Origin of the sequence: Streptomyces similanensis (assembly GCF_039543625.1) — a bacterium.
In the GTDB taxonomy this organism is placed as follows: domain Bacteria; phylum Actinomycetota; class Actinomycetes; order Streptomycetales; family Streptomycetaceae; genus Streptomyces; species Streptomyces similanensis.
Genome location: NZ_BAABKC010000049.1, coordinates 85,358 through 104,633, shown reverse-complemented (window position 1 = coordinate 104,633; position 19,276 = coordinate 85,358). Strand labels below are relative to the sequence as shown.

At 74.8% G+C, this 19,276-nt stretch carries 13 protein-coding genes; 8 read left to right on the top strand and 5 right to left on the bottom strand.

The window, feature by feature from the left end:
* Positions 1-117: 117 nt before the first annotated feature.
* The 3 genes from ABEB07_RS17915 to ABEB07_RS17905 all read left to right on the top strand — a co-directional run bounded on the left by ABEB07_RS17915 (position 118) and on the right by ABEB07_RS17905 (position 3,659).
* Positions 118-1,692, top strand: coding sequence for a sensor histidine kinase (locus tag ABEB07_RS17915; protein ID WP_345669250.1), 1,575 nt, complete (start codon positions 118-120; stop codon positions 1,690-1,692).
* On the top strand, positions 1,689-2,900 hold the full coding sequence (locus ABEB07_RS17910) for a PP2C family protein-serine/threonine phosphatase (RefSeq protein WP_176147773.1): 1,212 nt from the start codon (positions 1,689-1,691) through the stop codon (positions 2,898-2,900). Before ABEB07_RS17915 ends, ABEB07_RS17910 begins: the two co-directional genes overlap by 4 nt.
* Positions 2,901-3,119: 219 nt before the next feature.
* Positions 3,120-3,659, top strand: a complete 540-nt coding sequence (locus tag ABEB07_RS17905) for an EF-hand domain-containing protein (RefSeq protein WP_345669249.1) — start codon at positions 3,120-3,122, stop codon at positions 3,657-3,659.
* A gap of 62 nt (positions 3,660-3,721) precedes the next feature.
* On the opposite strand, the gene ABEB07_RS17900 is transcribed toward ABEB07_RS17905, so the two are convergent.
* The gene (locus ABEB07_RS17900; RefSeq protein WP_345669248.1) at positions 3,722-5,782 is read right to left on the bottom strand and encodes a restriction endonuclease; all 2,061 of its coding nucleotides are present in this window, start codon (positions 5,780-5,782) and stop codon (positions 3,722-3,724) included.
* Positions 5,783-6,050: 268 nt separating this feature from the next.
* Positions 6,051-7,952 carry a molecular chaperone HtpG gene (gene htpG, locus ABEB07_RS17895; protein ID WP_345669247.1) on the bottom strand — a complete coding sequence of 634 codons (1,902 nt, stop codon included), beginning with the start codon at positions 7,950-7,952 and terminating at the stop codon, positions 6,051-6,053.
* A gap of 214 nt (positions 7,953-8,166) precedes the next feature.
* Between htpG and ABEB07_RS17890 the strand changes: the two genes are divergently transcribed.
* The 5 genes from ABEB07_RS17890 (at position 8,167) to ABEB07_RS17870 (ending at position 16,611) form a co-directional block, all read left to right on the top strand.
* Positions 8,167-8,589: a DUF2267 domain-containing protein gene (locus ABEB07_RS17890; protein WP_345669246.1), complete on the top strand. Its 423-nt coding sequence runs from the start codon at positions 8,167-8,169 to the stop codon at positions 8,587-8,589.
* A gap of 983 nt (positions 8,590-9,572) precedes the next feature.
* A complete protein-coding gene (locus tag ABEB07_RS17885) occupies positions 9,573-11,357 on the top strand; it encodes an N-acetylglutaminylglutamine amidotransferase (RefSeq protein ID WP_345669245.1) in 1,785 nt (594 codons plus the stop codon).
* The gene (locus ABEB07_RS17880; RefSeq protein WP_345669244.1) at positions 11,330-13,843 is read left to right on the top strand and encodes an alpha/beta fold hydrolase; all 2,514 of its coding nucleotides are present in this window, start codon (positions 11,330-11,332) and stop codon (positions 13,841-13,843) included. The genes ABEB07_RS17885 and ABEB07_RS17880 overlap by 28 nt, the downstream gene beginning before the upstream one ends.
* Before the next feature lie 168 nt (positions 13,844-14,011).
* A complete protein-coding gene (locus tag ABEB07_RS17875) occupies positions 14,012-16,186 on the top strand; it encodes a GAF domain-containing SpoIIE family protein phosphatase (protein WP_345669243.1) in 2,175 nt (724 codons plus the stop codon).
* Positions 16,187-16,254: 68 nt separating this feature from the next.
* Positions 16,255-16,611, top strand: coding sequence for an SCO4225 family membrane protein (locus ABEB07_RS17870; protein ID WP_345669242.1), 357 nt, complete (start codon positions 16,255-16,257; stop codon positions 16,609-16,611).
* A 219-nt stretch (positions 16,612-16,830) separates the two neighbouring features.
* Here ABEB07_RS17870 and ABEB07_RS17865 read toward each other — a convergent pair whose 3' ends face one another.
* From ABEB07_RS17865 to ABEB07_RS17855, 3 genes are all read right to left on the bottom strand, one after another.
* Positions 16,831-17,712, bottom strand: a complete 882-nt coding sequence (locus ABEB07_RS17865) for an alpha/beta fold hydrolase (RefSeq protein WP_345669241.1) — start codon at positions 17,710-17,712, stop codon at positions 16,831-16,833.
* A 176-nt stretch (positions 17,713-17,888) separates the two neighbouring features.
* On the bottom strand, positions 17,889-18,365 hold the full coding sequence (locus tag ABEB07_RS17860) for a cell envelope biogenesis protein OmpA (protein WP_345669238.1): 477 nt from the start codon (positions 18,363-18,365) through the stop codon (positions 17,889-17,891).
* 131 nt (positions 18,366-18,496) lie between these two features.
* On the bottom strand, positions 18,497-18,922 hold the full coding sequence (locus ABEB07_RS17855) for a pyridoxamine 5'-phosphate oxidase family protein (protein WP_176147780.1): 426 nt from the start codon (positions 18,920-18,922) through the stop codon (positions 18,497-18,499).
* Between the last annotated feature and the right edge of the window lie 354 nt (positions 18,923-19,276).

The window sequence follows — 19,276 nt, the reverse complement described above, 5'->3', positions numbered from 1 at the left end:
CACCAGCGTACGGCGTTGATCCGATCCGAGACAACATACGTTGTCAGGCCACGGGTACAGTGTGCTTGCCGCACCGAGCCGTGGTCCTGGTACCCCGAAGGAGAGACACGAACCCCCATGAACAGCAAGCCGCCCGGCCCCAAGGGTCTGTTCTCGGACTGGACCACCCGGCACTGGCTGCGGGCGGGGGTCGCCGCCACCCTGGTGGTGCTGGCGGTGGTCGGGTCACTGGGCGGCTGGGCCATGTGGCGCACCTCACAGATCACCACCGAGCTGGTGGACCGGCGGTCCCCCGCGCTGATCGACTCCATACGCTTGCAGGAGTCCCTGGTCAACCAGGAGACCGGTATCCGCGGCTACGGGCTGTCCGGTCATGCCGACTTCCTCCAGCCCTACGCCGAGGGCCAGGCCGACGAGAAGGCCGCCCTCGACCGCCTGCGCCCGCTCACCCGCGCCGACGCCCGCACCAGCGCCGACCTGGCCGAGGTGGAGCGGCTGATCGGCGTCTGGCACGAGCGCATCGCCCGTCCCATCGCCGCCGCCCCCGCCTCCCAGGCCGCCAGGCTCAGCGCCGAGCGGGCGACCGAGGGCAAGGACACCTTCGACTCGCTGCGCAAGGCCATGGTGCGCCAGCAGTCGCACCTGGAGAGCGAGCGGACGGCCGCCGGCCGCGACCTGCGGCGGGCGCAGACGCTGCGGAACTGGATGTTCGCCGTCATCGCCGCTGTCATCCTGCTGGTGGCGTCCCTCGTCTTCGAGGGACTGCGGCGCGGCATCACCAATCCGCTCACCCGGCTCGGCTCGGCCGCCCGGGACGTCTCCGAAGGCCGTTTCGGACGCAACCTGCCCGGCACCGGGCCGGCCGACCTGCGCCGGCTGGCCTCGGACGTGGACTCCATGCGCCGGCGGCTGCTGGAGGAGCTGGAGTTCAGCGAGGAGTCCCGCCGGCTGCTGGACGAGCAGGCGGCCGATCTGAAGCGGTCCAACGCGGAGCTGGAGCAGTTCGCCTACGTCGCCTCGCACGACCTCCAGGAACCCCTGCGCAAGGTGTCCAGCTTCACCCAGCTCCTCCAGCGCCGCTACGGCGGACAGCTGGACGACCGGGCCGACCAGTACATCGCCTTCGCCGTCGACGGCGCCAACCGCATGCAGGTCCTGATCAACGACCTGCTGGCCTTCTCCCGGGTCGGCCGCGTGCACAACGATCACCAGCGCGTGGCCCTGGAAGAGGTGTTCGCCCGGTCCGTGGACAATCTGAGCGTGGCGATCGAGGAGAGCGGCGCGGAGATCACCCACGACCCGCTGCCCGAGGTCGTCGGCGACACCACGCAGCTGAGCATGCTCTGGCAGAACCTGCTGTCGAACGCCGTGAAGTTCCGCAGCCCCGAGCGGCCGCCGCGCATCCGCGTGAGCGCGGTGCGCGAGGGCGACAACTGGCGGTTCGCGGTCGCCGACAACGGCATCGGCATCGCGCCCGAGTTCCAGGAGAAGGTGTTCATCCTCTTCCAGCGGCTGCACACCAAGGACGCCTACCCGGGCACCGGCATCGGTCTGGCGATGTGCAAGAAGGTCGTGGAGTTCCACGGCGGCACGATCGGGATCGACCCCGGCCACGCACCGGGCACCCGGATCGTCTTCACCCTGCCCGCCGCCGACGCGCCCGCGGCCCCGGAGAGAAAGACCCAGCCGTGACCGACCACGCCGCGGGCACGCCCGGGAAGTACCACATCCTGCTGGTCGAGGACGACGACGGGGACGCCCTCCTGGTCGAGGAGCTCCTCTACGACACCGACCTGCCGCACACCCTGACGCGCTGCCGCACGGCCGCCGACGCGCGCAGGGAACTCGCGGCGCAGCCCGTCCACTGCGTCCTGCTGGACCTGCACCTGCCCGACGCCTCCGGGGTGGAGACGGTCGAGGCGATCCAGACCGACACCGGGGCCGCCATCATCGTCCTGACCGGTCTGGACGAGCCCCGCGCGGGTGTGGAGGCGCTCGGCGCCGGCGCACAGGACTACCTCATCAAGGGCAAGGTCGAACCCGACCTGCTCCAGCGGGCCGTACGCTACGCCCTCCAGCGCAAGCAGGCCGAGCGCGCCAACGCCGCCCTCCAGATCGGGCGGCTCAGGGCCGAGGAGAACGCGCGTCTGGAGCGCGGACTGCTGCCCGAGCCGCTGCTCTCCTCCGCCGCCGTCACCGCCTCCAGCCGCTACTACCCCGGCCGGGCGCAGGCGCTGCTCGGAGGCGACTTCCTCGACGTCGTACAGACCGACGACGGGCAGGTGCACGCCATCATCGGGGACGTCAGCGGCCACGGCCCGGACGCCGCCGCGCTCGGTGTGTGCCTGCGCATCGCCTGGCGCGCCCTGACCCTGGGCGGCCACCGCAACCAGCAGCTGCTGCGTCTGCTGGAGCGGATACACATCGCGGAGCGCACCGGCAATGACCTGTTCACCACCTGCACGCTGATCACCGTGGACCCGCGGGCGGCCACCGCCACGCTGCACCTGGCCGGTCACCACGAGCCGCTGCTGCTCACCCCCGAAGGGGCCCGGGAGGTCTCCGCGGCCCACGGGGTGGCCCTCGGCATCGTGCCCGGGCTGGGCCAGTGGACGGCGACCACCCTCGCCCTGCCTCCGCGCGGCGCCCTCGTCGCGTACACGGACGGCCTGATCGAGGGATTCGCCAACAGCACCGGCGACCGGCTCGGGGTGGACGGCCTGCTGCGGATCATCGACACGATCCCCACGCCGGACCCGGGCGCCCATCTCGACGAGCTGATCGCCCGGACCCGCACCCTCAACGCCGACCGGCACAGCGACGACCTCGCCGTGCTGCGCCTGGACTGGAACACGGGGACGGCCGCGGCCACGGCGAACGCCTGGCGCACCGCGCCGTGACGGCCGGCCGGACGCCAAGTGGCGTCCGGCGAAACGGGGTTGAGGCGGTTCATGCGCCAGGCGGGCGGATTCCCCCCCTTCGGGTGGACGGCCCCGCTTCCCCTGCCGCCGCGTGCGCGCCGGACGGATAGTGGAGCAGCCGCCGGAACGGGATGCCGGCGCGCGTCCGGCCCCGTCGACGGCGTGGGCCGCAAGTCCGGAAGGAGAGGTGTGCCGCCCATGCGTACCCCTGAGGCGACCGACCGTGTCCAGCTTGTCTTCTCCCTCTTCGACGCCGACGGGAACGGCTGTCTGGAGGCCGACGACTTCGATCTGATGGGCGAGCGGGTGGTCGCGGCGGCGCCCAAGGCCGACGACGCGGCGAAGGACGCGCTGCTGGCCTCCCTGCGCCGGTACTGGACGACGCTGCTGGCCGAACTCGACGCCAACGGCGACGGCCGGATCAGTCCGGAGGAGTTCGAGGCCTGTGTGCTGTCGCCGGAGCGGTTCGAGGCGACGATCGACGAGTTCGCCCGGGCGCTCTCCGCGATCGGCGATCCGGAGGGCGACGGATTCGTCGACCGTCCGGACTTCGTGGCCCTGATGACCGCCATCGGCTTCCGGCGCGCCAACATCGAGGCGCTGTTCGAGGCCTTCGGCCCGGTGGCCGGCGACCGCATCCCGGTGGAGGTCTGGGCGGAGGGCATCCGGGATTACTACCGCCCCGAGAAGGCCGGCATCGCCGGAGACCATCTGACCGCCGACGGCGGCGGGCGGTGACGCGGGCCCGTGTCCTCGCGGGCGCGGCGGCGGGGAGCGTCCCCGGCCGGTGACGGGCGGGGCTACTCCACGTCGATGCCGAAGTCCTGGACCAGTTCGGCCAGACCGCCCGGGTAGCCCCGGCCGCCGAGGACGAAGTCCCAGTCGCCGCTCGCCCGGCGGCGGAAGGAGCCGAGGACGAGCGCGGTCTCGCCGGGCCGGCCGTCGGACACGTCGAGCCGCCCCAGCTCGGCCAGGCGCGCGTCGAGCAGCCGGATGTGCGCGTCCGTGAACCCGGACAGGTCGGCGTCCGGGTTGACCTCCGGGTCGACGGCGGCCACCAGCACGAACCGGTCGGCGTCGGCGGGCAGCGCGTCGAAGGCGACGCCGATCGCGGCCTTGTCGGGCGCGGCGGCGGGCAGGGCGCGCACGGCGCCGTCCGGGGAACGCGGGTTGTTGTAGAAGACGAAGTGGTCGTCGTCGAGCACCCGGCCGCCGCGGCAGACGAGGGCGCACACGTCCAGGGCGACGCCGCCGGTCCACGACATGCCCAGGACGTTGTGGCCGTCGGGCAGCCCGGGGTCCGCGGCCCGCGGCGCCGGCCGGGCCGCGGGACGGCGCGGGCCGTCGTCCAGGCGGCCGCGCAGGCCGTGGCGGTGCAGCAGGTCGACGAGTTCGGTCCCCGCGATCAGCTCCAGCGGCTTGCCGCCCGCGAAGGTGTGCGAGCCGGGGCCGAACTTGGACGTCGTCACCAGGACGCCCTTGTTGGCGCCGGTGTCCTGCACGGTGCCGTACAGGTCGCGCACGGCGGTGGGCGGCACGGTGTTGCGGTAGCGCTTGACCTGCACGACGATCTTGCCGCCGCGGATCGGCGTGGGGTCGAGCGCGTCGACGTCCACCCCGCCGTCGCCCGAGCGCTGAGTGGTGACCGCCTGCATCCCCATGGCCCGGAACAGCTCGGCGACGAGGTTCTCGAAGGCGATCGGGTCCATCTCGTACAGGTCGGGGTCCTCGTCGCTGCCGTGGGTGACCACCCGGTCGCCGACCTCCTGCGGCCGACGGCCCGGCCGTACCGGCGCGAGCTGGTCGGGGCGGGCCGAGAGCTGCCCGCGCAGCGCGTCGGCCAGGCAGCTGCCGGCGTCCACCTGCGCCAGGTGGAGTTCGCGGAAGGTGGAGCGCGCGGCCATGACGGTGGCCAGGTGGATGTGGCCGGGACGGCCGGTGGTGGGGTCGTGGCCGTCGACGAACCCGTTGAGGACCACCGATTCGAGCGCGTCCGACCGGTCGGCGGCGAAGAGTTCGTGCAGGACGAGCAGCATGCACTGGGCCAGGACCTCGCGGTACAGGGCCCGGCGCTGGGTGACCGGACGGGCGGTCTCCTTGTCCTGGTCGGTCCCGGCCACGTACCGCACGGACCTGGTCTCGGGGACGACGTCGTAGGCGGGCAGCTCCCAGTCCAGGACCAGTTGCCGGGCCGCCGGGTCGTAGGCGACCGCCACCTGCCGCGGGAAGTCCTCGGGCCAGGCGGTCGAGGCGTAGAGGGCGGCGGAGAAGTACTCGACCACGGAGTCGGGGTCGCCGCGCCCGACTCCTTCGGCGAGTTGGGCGACACCGGCGTTGTGGCGGCGCAGCTCGGCCAGCCGGGTGTCGGCCCACTGCCGGTACTGCTGCTGGTAGGCGGCCAGTTGGCGCTGCCGCTGAGCCTCCGCCGCCTGCGCCGCCCGCAGGTCCTGCTCGAAGCGCGCGCGGGCCTCGGCCTGCGCCTGGGAACGCCGGCCGGCTGTCCATCCGCTCTGGGTGCGGTAGTGCTCGAAGTCCGGCATGGGCAGGGGCTGCGCGAGCGGGCCGGGGGCGAAGGGCTCGATCTGCTCGGGGCGCGTCAGGGAGGAGACGTCGAAGGCGGGCGCCCGGCATCCCGTCGCGAGCAGCCCCTGCAACGCGGCGACCCGCGCGTCCAGTTCCTCGGTCCGGCGCGCCGCCTCGGCCTGCCGGTACTCGCGGTAGGTCTGGGCGGCCCGCCGCTCCCGGGCGCGCGCCTGCTGGGCCTCCTGCCTGCGTCGCCTGGCGTCGGCCTCCAGCTGGCGCTGCTGCTGCCTCTGCGTCTCGGCCCAGACGCCTGCCAAGCCGGTAGAACGACGACTCATGTGCTGCAAGCCCTCCCCGAGGTGCCCTGGTTGTCCCCCACAACCAGTTGTAACGGCACGACTCTATCCAGCGAGCGCCGTGCCGCCTATCCGCCCGGCACCGGCAACTGCCGTACCGGGCCTGTCCGGAGAGTGACACACGGGTGTACGGGGCCGGGCGGGCGGGGTCGGGAGGGCGCAGGTGGCCGAGTCGGCGGGGCGGCCGGGTGGGCTGGGGCGGCCGGGTGTGCCGGCCGCCCCAGCCCTGCCGCCCTGCCGGCCGTCGCGGCTAGAGCGTGCGCTCCATCCTGTCGGCCACCAGCTTCACGAACCGTCCGGCGTCCTTGGGCTGTCCGCCCTCGGCGAGCAGCGCGAGGCCGTACAGCAGCTCGGCGGCCTCGGTGAGTTCCGAGAGGTCCTCGCCCTGCCGGGCGTACGCCTGCCGGACGCCCTTGACCAGCTGGTGGTCCGGGTTGAGTTCGAGGATGCGCTTGGCCCGCGGCACCTCCTGGCCCATCGCCCGGTACATGTTCTCCAGCGCGGGCGTGAGGTCCTCGGAGTCGGAGACGACGCAGGCCGGCGAGACGGTGAGGCGGGAGGAGAGGCGGACCTCCTTGACGTCGTCGGCCAGGTGCTCGGTCATCCAGCCGAGCAGCCCGGCGTACTCCTCGGTGTGCTTCTCCTGCTCGGCCGTCTTCTGCTCGTCCTCCTCGCCGCCGAGGTCGATCTCTCCCTTGACGACCGAGCGCAGCCGCTTGCCCTCGTACTCCCCCACCGTGTCGACCCACACCTCGTCGACCGGGTCGGTCAGCAGCAGCACCTCGACGCCCTTGGCGCGGAACGCCTCCATGTGCGGGGAGTTCTCGACGCTCTCCCGGGACTGGCCGGTGATGTAGTAGACGTGCTCCTGGCCGTCCTTCATCCGCTCCGCGTACGCGGCGAGCGTCGTCGGCTCCTCGGCGTCGTGGGTGCTCGGGAAGGAGGCCGCGGCGAGCAGGGCGGCCCGGTTGTCGGCGTCGGTGACCAGGCCCTCCTTCAGCACCGCGCCGAACTCCCGCCAGAAGGTGCGGTAGCGGTCCGGGTCGGCGGAGCGCATGTCCTTGACCGTGGCGAGGACCTTCTTCGTCAGACGGCGCTGCATCAGCCGGATCTGGCGGTCCTGCTGGAGGATCTCGCGGGACACGTTGAGCGAGAGGTCCTGGGCGTCGACCACGCCCTTGACGAACCGCAGGTAGGGCGGGAGCAGTTCCTCGCAGTCGTCCATGATGAAGACGCGCTTGACGAAGAGCTGGAGGCCGTGCCGTTGGCCCCGGGTGAACAGGTCGTGCGGGGCGTGGGCCGGCAGGAAGAGCAGCGCCTGGTACTCGAAGGCGCCCTCGGCCTGGAGGCGGACGGTCTCCAGCGGATCGCGCCAGTCGTGGCTGATGTGCTTGTACAGCTCGTGGTAGTCCTCGTCGGCCACCTCGTCGCGCGGACGGGCCCACAGCGCCTTCATGGAGTTCAGCGTCTCGGGCTCGGGCGCGTCCTCGCCGTCGCCCGCCGCGGTGACGAGGCGGACCGGCCAGGTGATGAAGTCCGAGTACCGCTTGACGATCTCCTTGATCTTCCAGGCGGAGGTGTAGTCGTGCAGCTGGTTCTCGGAGTCGGCGGGCTTGAGGTGGAGGGTGACGGCGGTGCCCTGCGGGGCCTCGTCGACGTTCTCCAGGGTGTACGTGCCCTCGCCGCGCGAGGACCAGCGGGTGCCCTGGGACTCGCCGGCCCGCCGGGTGACCAGGGTGACCTCGTCGGCCACCATGAAGCCGGAGTAGAAGCCGACGCCGAACTGGCCGATCAGCCCGTCGCCGCCGGCGCCCTCCTGCGCCTCGCGCAGTTCCGCCAGGAAGGCGGCGGTGCCGGAGTTGGCGATGGTGCCGATGAGCTGCGTGACCTCGTCGTAGGACATCCCGATGCCGTTGTCCCGCACGGTGAGGGTACGGGCCTCCTGGTCGGCCTCGATCTCGATGTGCGGGTCGGAGGTGTCGGCGTCGAGCGTGTCGTCCCGCAGGGCCGCCAGCCGCAGCTTGTCCAGCGCGTCGGATGCGTTGGAGACGAGTTCCCTGAGGAAGACGTCCTTGTTCGAGTAGACCGAGTGGATCATCAACTGGAGCAGCTGACGGGCTTCAACCTGGAACTCAAACGTTTCGGTCGGCATGGTTCGCGTGTACCTCACAGGTGCGCTGTCGCCGGGATTTGGCGACACCACTTTACTGAACCGCGCGGGCGGCGTCGGCCGGATGAGGCGCGGTCGACCGCCGGGCCGGGGCGCTCCCGCACGCGGTTCGGGCGGCGACGGCGTGGTGGGTACTCGATCGGTGCCCGTCCGCCGGTGTTCCGGCGGTCCGCGCCGTAGGGAAGGACGGCCGCCCATGCAGCACGACGAGATGATCACGAAGGTGCGGGCGCTGGCCCAGCTGCCGGGCCGGGGGCCGGCCGAGGCGGCGACGCGTGCGGTGCTGACCACCCTGGGCCAGCGGCTGCCGTCCGGGCTCGCCGGCCATGTGGCGGCCCAGCTGCCGCCGGAACCGGCCGCCTGCCTCCGGCATGCCTCGGAGGCCGCCTCGTCCGGGGCGGCCGCGTCGGGAGAGCGTTTCGGGCTGACCACGTTCGCCGGGCGCATCGCCGCTCGTACCGGCACGGACGAGGACGCGGCGCTGCGCGAGGCCGCCGCGGTGCTGGAGGTGCTCGACGCCGCGCTCGCTCCCGAGCTGATGGAGAAGCTGGCCGGGGCGCTGCCCGGGGACATCCGCGAACTGCTGCCGCTGGGGCGCGCGGCGGAGGACGCCGAGTGACGGGGGCGTAGCGGCGGACCGTGCGGATCGGCTGCGCCGGGCCGCGCACGGAGCGGCCGGGTGTGCCTGGTCGCGCACCGAGCGGCTGGCTGTGCCTGGCTGCGTGCCGGGCGGCTGACTGTGCCTGGCTGCGTACCGGGCGGCCGGATGGGGGTGAGCGGATCGCACCGCGCCCCGGTGCGGGGCGGCGAAGCGCTCGCCCTCACGCACCGGTGCGGGACGGCGAGCGGATCTCGTCACGACCCGGTACGGGGCGGCGAGCGAACCGCGTCACGTCCCGGCGGCGGGCGGAGTGTGCCACGCCCCGGTACGAGGCAGCGAGCGGACCGTGCCGCGCTCCGGGTACCGGGGGGCCGAGCGAACCTGCCGCGCCCCAGTGCGGGGCGGCAAGCGAACCGCGTCACGCCCGGTACGGGGAGGCGAGCGCATCGCACCGCGCCCCGGTACCGGGGGCAAGCGGATCGCACCGCGCCCCGGTGCGGGGCGGCGAGCGGACTGTGCCGCGCCCCGGTGCGGGGCGGTGGGCGGAGCGTCTCGTGCCCGGCCGCGCGGGGCCTCTCGCATGCCGCGCGGCCGGTGCGCGGCCGTACCGGTGGACGGGGCGCGGCGACCGGCAGGGGGCCGGTGATGGCACGCGGTGCCCGATCCGCGGGCTTGCACCTGCCGACTCGGGGGCACTCGGCAGGGACACGGACACCCCCGGGCACGGACCCGGGGTGCGGCGGGCCGCGAGGCCCGCCGGGAAGACGAGAGAACAGACGCGGCGACGGCACGTGTGCCGAGGCCCGGCCGTGCGAGCCGAGTTCCCGCGTCGCGACCGAGGAGAGTCCCGCCGCCATGCTGCCCCGCCTGTTCCCGCCCCCGTTCCCGTCCTCGTCCCGCACCGTCGCGCGCCGTGCCGTCGCCGTCGCGCGCCGAGGCGGTCACGCCCGGCGGTGGCCGGCGCCACCCGGGCGACAGGCCGGGGAAGGGAGGTTTGCCTGATGTGCGGTCTCAGCGGCGAGATCCGCTTCGACGGCGGCCAGCCCGACATCGCTGCGGTCGAGCGGATGACCGACCGGCTCGCGCCGCGCGGACCGGACGGCCGCGGCCTGTGGTCCCAGGGCCCGGTCGCCCTCGGCCACCGCAGGCTCAAGATCATCGACCTGTCGGAGAGCGGCGCCCAGCCCATGGCCGACCCGCGCGCCCGGCTGACCGGCGTCTTCAACGGCTGTGTCTACAACTACCGCGAACTGCGCGAGGAACTGCGCGGGCTCGGCCACCGCTTCTTCTCCGAGTCCGACACCGAGGTGGTGCTCAAGGCGTACCGGCAGTGGGGCACGGCGTGCGTCGAGCGCTTCTACGGCATGTTCGCCTTCGTCGTCGTCGAGCAGGACACCGGCCGGGTGGTGATGGCCCGCGACCGGCTCGGCGTCAAGCCGCTGTACCTGGCCGAGACGCCGGAGCGGCTCCGGTTCGCCTCCTCGCTGCCCGCCCTGCTGGCCGCCGGCGGAGTGGACACCTCGCTCGACCCGGTCGCGCTGCACCAGTACCTCAGCTGGCACGCGACCGTCGCCGCGCCCCGGACCGTGCTCAACGGCGTGCGCAAGCTCCCACCGGCCACCGTCCGTGTCATCGAAGCGGACGGCACGAGCCGCGAGCACTGCTACTGGCAGCCCTCCTACACGCGCCGCGCCGAGTACGCGGGACTGAGCGCCGACGACTGGACGGACGCCGTGCTGGAGGCGCTGCGCACCGCCGTGCGCCGCCGCATGGTGGCCGACGTGCCGGTCGGCGTGCTGCTGTCGGGCGGCCTGGACTCCAGTCTCATCGTGGCGCTGCTGGCCGAGGAGGGACAGCGGCAGCTGGCCACCTTCAGCGTCGGCTTCGAGTCGGAGGGCGGCGACGAGGGCGACGAGTTCGGCTACTCGGACCTGGTGGCGCGGCGCTTCAGCACCGACCACCACCAGCTGCTGGTGCCCTCCGACCGGGTCTCCCACGCGCTGGACGACGCGGTCGCCGCCATGAGCGAACCCATGATGAGCCACGACGTGGTCGCCTTCCACCTGCTGTCCGAGCAGGTCGCCAAGGAGGTGAAGGTCGTCCAGAGCGGGCAGGGGGCGGACGAGGTGTTCGCCGGTTACCACTGGTACCCGGCGATGGCGGACGCGCCGCGCGAGGACGCGGCGCGCGCCTACATCGACGCCTACTTCGACCGGTCGCACCGCGATCTCGCCCGCATGCTGGAGCCGGACATGCTGGCCGGTCACGACGCGTCCGCCGAGTTCGTCCGCGCCCACATGGCCGCCCCGGGCGCGGAGAGCGCGCTGGACGCGGACCTCAGACTGGACACGCACGTGATGATGATCGACGACCCGGTCAAACGTGTGGACAACATGACCATGGACTGGGGTCTGGAGGCGCGGGTGCCGTTCCTCGACCACGAGCTGGTCGAACTGGCCGCCGCCTGCCCGCCCGGGCTGAAGCTCGCGGACGGCGGCAAGGGCGTCCTCAAGGCCGCCGGGCGCAAGGTGCTGCCGCGCGAGGTCGTCGACCGGCCCAAGGGCTACTTCCCGGTTCCGGCGATCACCCACATGGCGGGCCCGGTGCTGGAGCGGGTGCGCGACGCGGTCACCGCTCCCGCCGCCAAGGGCCGGGGCGTCTTCCGCCCGGAGTACGTCGCCGAACTGCTGGCGGCGCCCGACGCGCACCGAACCCACCGGGGGGCGAACACGCTGTGGCAGGTAGCTCTGCTGGAGATATGGCTGCAAACGCACGGGATCGACTGACCGGCGGCCCGGACCCCCGTCCCTCGTCGACTGCTTCCCGTACGTCGTCGGCTCCCCGCTCGTCGGACCCGGGAGCCGTCGGGACGGCCCCGCGCGCCGTCGGCTTCCGCCGTCCCGGCGGCGGCGCGGGCGGGCCCGGGCGGGACGCGGGCGCCGCGTACGGGCCGGCGGCGGACCGGCTCCAGGAGCTGTGGACCGCCGCTCCGGCGGACGGCACGGCGCCGCTGAACCCGTCGGCGCGGGCGCCGCTGGCCGCGCCCGCGCCGCTGGCGCTGCCGGACGTCTCGGCGGCCCACGACGTGCCCCAGCCGGTCACGGCCCACGGCTGCTGGTACCCCTCGGTGGACCCCGGCGGCCGGCAGGTCGCCTTCATCTGCGACCGGGGCGGCGTACCGCAGCTGTGGACGGGACCGGTCGACGGAGACGCGGTACGGCTGCTCGACGGCGACCCGGACCCGGTCGTCGAGGTGTCCTGGTCGCCGGACGGCCGGTGGATCGCGTACACCACCGCACCGGGCGGCGGGGAGCTGACCCGGGTGCTGTGCGTGCGTCCCGACGGCACCGGACGGCGCGTCCTCGCCGGCGCCGAGCCGGGCAGCTCGGCCCACCTCGGGTGCTGGCGGCACGACGGCTCGGCCCTCGCGGTGACCGTCGCCGAGCCGTCGGCGGGCCAGGAGCCGGGCGCCGTGGAGGCCGCCCCCGTGCGCGCGCAGGCCGGGACGCACGTCCCGCCGCACCCGCCCGGCTGGGCGGCGCGCAACGGGCACGCCGTGCTGCTCGGCGGGCCGCCGCGCGCCACGGCGGCACGGCCGTACGCCCCGGGACCGGACGGGCCGGTCGGCCGCGCCGTCCCGGGCGGCGAAGCGGGGGGCGGTCTGGACGCGTCGGCGACCCTGACCCTGTCCGCCTATCTGGTCGACCCGGAGGGCGTGGCCGCACCGGTGTTCCTGGCGAGCGAACGCGGGGCCGCCACCCTGCGCGTGTGCGATCTGAGCCGGGACGGCCGGCTCGCCCTGCTGCGGCGGGGACCGCGGGCCCGGCGCGAGGCCCTCGTCGTGCGCGTGCGCGACCTGGCCACCACCTGTGCGGTGCCGGTCGCCGACGACGACCCCTGGATCGGCGGCTTCGCCCCGGACGGCCTGACGGTGTGGCTGCGCAGCGACCACGGCCGGGAGTTCGCCGCCCTGTACGCGCTGCGGCTCGACCCGCAGGGGCGGCGGCGGGGACTCGCGGTCGCCGCGGAGCGCGCCGACCGCGGCCTGGAACTGCTGGCCCTGGACCGGACCGGGCGCCGGGCCCTGCTCTCCTGGAACGTGCGCGGCCGCAGCGAGTTGCAGATCGCCACGCTGGACGCCTCCGCCGAGGAGGACGACGGGACCGGCGCGACCGACGGGCAGGCCGGTGAAGCGGCTGCCGCCTCCGGGGCGGAGCGGGCGCCCCGGCTCCCCGGTCTCGGCGGTCCGGGCGCCGCGGCGTTCGGCGGCCCGAGTGTCGTGCCGCCGCTGCGCGAGGAGGTGGCCGCCTGGGACGTACCGCTCCCCCACGAGGTGGTCACCCGGGTCGTGCCCACCGCGGAGCCGGACAGCCCCGTGGTCGCGCTGTCCGGGTCGCAGCGCCGCCCCGGAGTGTGGTGGCTGCCTCAGGGGACCGCCCTGCGCACGCCGTGGTCCTCGCGCGACGAGGACGTGGCGCCGGACGGCCGCGCGCCGGTCCGGCCGGTGCCGCTGCGTCCCGTCGCCCGCGACGGGCTCGCCCTCGGCGGCTGGTACTACCGCGCCCCGGGCCGCTCGCCCGGCGAACCCGCGCCCTGCGTCCTCCACCTGCACGGCGGCCCCGAGGAACAGGAACGTCCCGTGTTCGACCCGCTCTACCACGAGCTGCTCGGCCGGGGACTGGACGTCTTCGCCCCCGATGTGCGCGGCTCCGGCGGGCACGGGCGCTCCTTCACCGACGCCGACCTGGGCTCCGGCCGGTTCGCGGCCATCGACGACGTCGCCGACTGCGCCGCCCACGCGGTCCTGGCCGGGCCGGCCGACCCCCAGCGGCTGGCCGTCATGGGCCGCTCCTACGGCGGCTACCTGGTGATGGCCTCCCTGGTGTGGCACCCCGACCTGTTCCGCACCGGTGTGGCGGTCTGCGGGATGTCCGACTTCGCCACCTTCTTCGCCGGCACCGAACCGTGGATCGCGCGCTCCGCGGCCCACAAGTACGGGCATCCGGAGCACGACCGCGACCTGCTGCGCGCGCTGTCGCCGATGAGCCGCGTCGACGCCCTGCGCGCCCCGGTGCTGGCCGTCCACGGCGAGCACGACACCAACGTGCCGCCGGGCGAGTCCGAGCAGTTCGTGCGGGCGGCCCGGGAACGCGGGCTGGAGGCGGCGCTGCTCCTGCTGCGCCAGGAGGGCCACGACTTCCAGCGCGCCGACAACCGCCGCCTGTTCCGCCGGACCGCCGCCGAGTGGATCGAACGCCGTCTGACGGGCTGACTCCGGACGCGGTCCCGGGGACGGCGGGCGGGCGTGCCGTCGTCCCCGGCCGAGGGCCGACGGCCCGCGCCGCCCCGTGGAATAGTGGGAGGAGGCCCCGGGTCCCGCCCGGCTCCTCACTGCCGCCGTGGCCGGGCCCCCGGTCCGACGGCGGGCAGGGTGGTACCCATGTGCGACGAAGACTCCACCGCAGACGGTGTTCCCGGCGCGCGGCGCGCGACCGCCGCCGTCGGCCGCCGTGCGCTCCAGGAGCTGGGGGTCTGCCTGACCGGGGCGGTGTCGGGGCTGGGCGCGTACGGCGGCGGGGTGTACCTCCTCGACCCGGACGGCGAGGCCCTGGAGCTGGCCGTGTTCACCGGGTTGCCGCCGCAGTTCGCCGGCCCGTGGCGTCGTATCCGGGTGGACGCCCCGGTGGGAGTCGCCGAGGCGGTGCGCGAGCGGGAACTGGTCTGGGTGGGCGACACCCAGGAGATGGCCCGCCGGTATCCGCGTACGGCACTGATCCTGCCGTACCGGCTGGCCTTCGCGTGCCTGCCGCTGGAGGGCGACGGGCGGGTGCACGGCGCGCTGTTCGTGAACTGGGCCGGCTCGCGTCCGGGGTCGCTGGCGGCGGACGAGCGCGACCGGCTGCGGGCCGCCGCGTCGGTCCTCGGCCGGGTCCTGGCGCACGCGGCGGCCGCCGGGGAGCCCGTCCGGACGGCGGACGAGGCGCTGGTGCTGCCGGGCCTCCCGCACGGCCAGGACCGCACGTCGGAGCACGCCACGCTCGCCCGGCTGCCGGAGGGGGTGTGCGCGCTGGGCGTGGACGGCCGGGTCACCCTCGCCACCCCCGCCGCCGCGGCCCTGCTGGGCGCGGCGGCGGACGTGCTGCTGGGACGGGCGCTGTGGCAGGTGCTGCCGTGGCTGGACGATCCGGTCTACGAGGAGCGCTACCGCGCCGCGGCGATGAGCCGCCAGCCGACCGCGTTCACGGTGCTGCGCCCGCCGGACCGCTGGCTGTCCTTCCAGCTGTACCCGGACGTCTCCGGCATCACCGTGCGGATCACCGAGACCGGCCCGGCGCCCGGCGTGGCCCCGCCGCCCGGCGGCCGGGGCGGGTCCGGGGCGCCGGCGCGGCTGGACGGCTACTACCACGTGCTGCATCTGGTCGGCGCCCTGGCCCGGGCCACCGGTGTGCGGGACATCGTGCGGCTGATCGCCGACGAGCTGCTGCCCGTCTTCGGCGCCGCCCGCGCGGTGCTGCTGGCCGTGGAGGCGGACGGGCGGCTGCGGGTGATCGGCGCGCACGGCTACCGGCCCGGCGCGCTGGAGCTCATCGACCGGCCGGCCGCCGACGCGCGGACGCCCGGCACCCTGGCCCTGGCCACCGGCGCCCCGTTCTTCCTGGAGAGCCGCCAGGAGATCGAGCGCCGCTATCCCCGGCACGCCACGCTCGCCCAGGGCTCGGCCTGGGCGGTCCTGCCGCTGCTGACCCCGCAGCGGCGGGTGGGCGCGTGCGTCCTGTCGTACGACGCCCCGCACCGGTTCGGCGCCGAGGAGCGCGCCACCCTGACCGCGCTGGCCGACCTGATCGCGCAGGCGCTGACCCGCGCCCGCCAGTACGACACGGCCAGCGGTCTGGCCCGTGATCTCCAGGACGCCCTGCTGCCGCACCGGCTGCCGCGCATCCCGGGTCTGGAGACGGCCGTGCGCTACCTGCCCGCGGCCGAGGGGCTGGCCGTCGGCGGCGACTTCTACGACCTCATCGCCCTGGACCACCACCGGGTGGCCGCCGTCGTCGGCGACATCCAGGGCCACAACGCCCCCGCCGCCGCGCTCATGGGCCAGATCCGCACGGCGGTGCGCGCCCACGCGTCCGGCGGGGCCGACCCCCGGCGCGTCCTGGCCCTCACCAACCGGCTGCTGACGGCCCTGGACACGGAGCTGCTGGCCAGCGCCGCGTACGTACGTCTGGACCCGCGCCGCAACCGGGCGCTGCTGGCGCGCGCGGGGCACCCGCATCCGCTGCTGCGGCACGCCGACGGCCGGGTCGAGGCGCTGCACGCCCCGGGCGGGATGCTGCTCGGCATCGATCCGAAGGCCGCCTATCCGCACACCCGGCTGGGGCTGCCCGCCGGCACGACCCTCGCCCTGTACACCGACGGCCTCACCGATCTGCCCGGCACCGATCCCGACCACGCGCTGACCGTGCTCGCCCGGCGGCTGTCCGGCGCGGGCGGACCGGGCGCGTCCCTGGACGAGATCGCCGACGCCCTCCTCCAGGACCATCCCGCCGGAACGGACGACACCACGCTGCTGCTGCTCCGCCCCACCGAGACCGAAGCCGGGCCGCACCCGGTCTGAGCGGTCGTACTCAGCCGGTGGGTGAGCACCCGTGCTCATGTTCCGCCGCACCGGGCACCTGTGTACTGATGACGCACTCGACCCGAAGGGACACCATGCGCGGCGACACCCGTCCTCGTCCGTCCGGCCCGCTCACCCGGCTGCGCGCCCACTGGCTGAGCACGGCGTATCTGGTGGCGGTCGCGGCCGTCTGCGTGTGGGCGGTGATCGACTGGCGGCTCGTCGCGCACGAGGACGCCTCGTTCGCGGCCGTCTGGCCACTGGCGGTGACCGCTCCCGGCAGTCTGCTGCTGCTCGTGCTGCCGGGCGACTCGCCGTGGGCGTACGCGGCGTGCGTGGCGCTGGGAGCGGCCGTCAACGCCTGGCTGCTCCACCGGATGGCACCGGAGTCCGGGGCGGAGGAGTCCGGGGCGGAGCACCGCTGAGCCGCGGGCCCGGCGGCGCGTGCGGGCCCCGTGCCGGCTCGGGCCGAGGCGGCCGGGCGCCGGTGCGCCGCCGTGTCGGTTCCGGGAGCCGCGCGGTGGCGGCCGGCCAGGCGCGGGAAGGAACGGGCGGCGGGCAGGAACAGCGGTGGCGTCCGGACGAACGGCCAGGGCACGGCGGGCGGGCGGTGCGTGGCGGAGGACGGCGGCTCGGCGCGGTCCTCAGGACCAGGTCGGGCCGGACTTCCAGAACTCGACCAGTGCGGCGGCGAGTTGGTCGGGCGCCTCTTCCGCCATGTGGTGGCCGGAGTCGATCGGTCCGCCGGCCGGCGGTCCGGCCGACCAGTCGCGCCAGACGCCGGGCACGTCGCCGTAGAGGTCGGCCAGGTCGTCCCGGGCGGCCCACAGCACCTGGAGCGGGCAGGCGACGCGCCGGCCGGCCCGGCGGTCGGCCTCGTCGTGGTCGCGGTCGACGCCGAGACCCGCGCGGTAGTCCTCGCACATGGCGTGCACGGTCGCGGGATCGTGGACGGCGCGCCGGTAGTCCTCGTAGGCCTCGGCGCCCATGTGGTCGGGGGTGGCCCGGTACCAGGCGTCGGGGTCGGCGTTGATGACCCGCTCGGCGGGTTTGTCGGTCTGGCCGAGGAAGAACCAGTGCCACCAGCTCGCGGCGAACGTGGCGTCGCAGCGGCGCAGCGCCTCCGCGATGGGGACGGCGTCCAGCACGCTCAGCGCGGCGACCGCGTCGGGGTGGTCCAGGGTCAGCCGGGTGGCGACGTAGGCGCCCCGGTCGTGGCCGACGACGGCGAACCGTTCGTGGCCGAGGCCGCGCATCAGCGCCAGGCAGTCGCCGGCCATGGCGCGCTTGGAGTAGGGGCGGTGCTCGGGGTCGGTCGGGGGCTTGGACGAGCGGCCGTAGCCGCGCAGGTCGGGGCAGACCACCGTGTGGCCGGCGGCAACCAGCAGCGGGGCGACGCGGTGCCAGGTGACATGTGTGCGCGGGTGGCCGTGCAGCAGCAGCACCGCGGGGCCGTCGCCGCCGTGGCGCACCCGGAGCCGGGCGCCGTCTCCGTCACGTTCCGTCAACTCGAAGCCGTCGAACACGCGGTCTCCTCCCGCTGGTACGCCAGGGCACGGCTCCGGTTCCCCCGGGGCGCCGGCTCCATGCCGGTCGCGGCGTCCGTGCGCGGGCCCCTCACCGGGGGCGTCCGCGCGCCGGGCCGCGCACGGCCGCCGTACCGGCGTCGTCGGGCCCGTCCGGGACCGTCCGGCGCGGCGCGTCAGGCCGCCCGCTCCCAGCGCTGTGCCGTGCGGCGGGGCGTGCGCTGGGGCGCGGCCGGGGTGTGCGCGGCGCGGACGCGGTAGGTCGTCCTGGTGGCGTCGTCGAGGGGGTCGCCGAGTGCTATGCGCCCGGCCTCGTACAGCGCGTCGCACTCGGCGGTGGCCAGGGCCACGTAGCAGCCGCCCCTGCCGGTGTTCGGGTCCAGCGGCTGCCAGTAGCCGTATCTGCGGCGGCCGTCGGCGTGCACGGTGAGGAAGACGGGGTGGCGGGAGTCGCCGATGATGCGCAGGACGTCGGCGCCGGCCGGGCCGGGCGGGGCGGCACGGCGGCCGTAGCGGGGCGCCGGGCCCGTGCGTCCCGGCACGGGCCGCGCGGCGGCGCTCGCCTCGGCGGGGGTCCGCACCGTCCCGGCCTGCTGCCGGCGTGCGGTCAACGACACTACGTGGGCCTGTGCCTGGCCAGGGACGGGCTGCATCAGCGGGTGGCCTTCCTGAACTCGGAGACTGAAGGTCGCTTACCCAGTGCGAGCGATCTTGATCTCGTTTCTTCGGAACGGCATTGTGCGGTACGGCACTGACAACGGCGGCCGGCGCCGGCGGGGCCGGATCAGACCGATCCGAGGTCGGAGGAGAGCCAGCGCTCGGGGCGCATGTGGACGACGACCTGTTCGCCGTGGCTCTTCCAGGCCAGGTCGACATAGGCGTCGACCTTGTCGGCCGGCAGGTAGCGGGCCGACATCTCGCGCAGCTGCTCGACGGTGGCGGGTGAGGTGCCGGTGACCGGTCCCTCCACCGAGACGTAGCGAACGGTGGGCTCGACCCGGTCGACCATCAGCGAGAACCTGCCCGCCGCGCCGATGCGTTCGTTCTTGCGCGAGTGCAGCCCCGTCATGATCCACACGTCGCCGCCCGGCGCGTACTGGTACCAGATGGGCACCGTCAGCGGAGCCCGTCCCGAGCCGGCGTCGACCGCCAGCGCGGCGATGTGCGGCTCGGCGAGGAAGCTCTCGCGCTCGTGCTCGGTCAGGGCCATGCGGCTCTCCTCCAGCGGGTCGGACGGGACGTCCGCGCCATCGTCGCCCGCGCCGTCGCCCTCCGTGCCGAGGCGCGGCCCGCGCGCCCCCACCCGGACCCGCCTGTCACCCGCGTGTCCGACGCGGCGGGGCCGGGAGCACGGCCGGCGGGACGTGCACGCGGTCTGGCCAGAGTGACGGGGTGTGCGCTATACCTTCCTTCGCCTGCTTGATTGTGCTCGTTTAAGCGCCATATCAAGCAGAATCAATCATTGCGGACGACGTGTGCGAAGGGATCGACATGACCGTTCCACCCCGCAGACACAGGGTTTCGCGCTCCCGAGGGGCACTTCTGGCCGCCGCGCCCGTGCTGG